Source organism: Bradyrhizobium sp. NAS96.2, from assembly GCF_001908235.1.
Taxonomy (GTDB): domain Bacteria; phylum Pseudomonadota; class Alphaproteobacteria; order Rhizobiales; family Xanthobacteraceae; genus Bradyrhizobium.
Genome location: NZ_LGHK01000364.1, coordinates 1 through 1042 on the forward strand (window position 1 = coordinate 1; position 1042 = coordinate 1042).

General features: G+C 55.2%; 2 protein-coding genes. Both read left to right on the plus strand.

Annotation, left to right across the window (positions count from 1 at the left end):
• The first annotated feature begins 260 nt into the window (after positions 1–260).
• Positions 261–683: a protoporphyrinogen oxidase HemJ gene (gene hemJ / locus AC628_RS41295; RefSeq protein ID WP_050425373.1), complete on the plus strand. Its 423-nt coding sequence runs from the start codon at positions 261–263 to the stop codon at positions 681–683.
• A gap of 252 nt (positions 684–935) precedes the next feature.
• The coding region (locus AC628_RS41300) for a Rho termination factor N-terminal domain-containing protein (protein WP_143202098.1) at positions 936–1042 on the plus strand (107 nt) is incomplete at its 3' end.

A 1042-nucleotide genomic window follows, 5' to 3' on the forward strand; every position in this document is an offset into this window, starting at 1 on the left:
CGGCAGATTCCAGTTGCCCGTCCCCGCCGAGCAGAATGTTGAGGGATGTGAACAAGCCCGCAAATACGACTGGATCGCTTTGCATGAGTCAAATTCACGGCCAATAAGACTCAAACCTTAGATTCTAAAATTAATTAGGTTTAGGAGAGCCGTGTGTGCGGATATGTATCCGTCCCTCGCTTGCGGAGCTTTGCACGCAAGGCTGAGCCCGCCCGAGTTGTTCCCTGCCGAGCTGTTCCCTGAAAGGCATCGCCGCGATGTTGTATGATTGGATCAAGGCCCTGCACATCGTTGCGGTCATCTCCTGGATGGCGGGCATGCTCTATCTGCCGCGGCTGTTCGTCTATCATTGCGAGGCCGAGGCCGGCTCGAAGCAGTCCGAGACGTTCAAGGTCATGGAACGGCGGCTTTTGAAGGCGATCATCAACCCCGCGATGATCGTGACTTGGCTTGCCGGGCTTTATCTGGCCTGGGCCGGACACTGGTACCTATCGGGCTGGTTTCACGTCAAATTTACGTTGGTGCTCATCATGTCGGGTATCCACGGCTTTTTGTCCCGCTGCGTGAAGGACTTTGCCGCGGACCGGAATCAGCGAACCCAGAAATTCTACCGCATTATCAATGAGGTGCCGACGCTTCTGATGATCCTGATCGTGATCATGGTGGTCGTGAAGCCGTTCTAGACATTGCGATGCCTAAGAAGCATGCTTCAGTCCTTCTTGCGAAGGACGGATCGATTTTCTATATAGGTTTTATCCCACCCCACGCAGGCGGATGTGGTCGCGTTTCGGTTCTTTTCGGGCCGGCGCCGCATCAGGTTTGAAAGCCCAAACGGCACTTTCCTGGCTGAGACCTGCGGACCTTCCTTTGGCGTCCGCTTTTTCCAAGCCACCTCGCACCCCTTCCCTACTTACCTTCCTCACAGGACTACCCCAATGCGGGAAATCAAACTCCAGGACCTCAAATCTAAAACGCCCGCCGAGCTCGTCTCGTTTGCGGAAGAGAACGGGGTCGAGAATGCCAGCACCATGCGCAAGCAGGA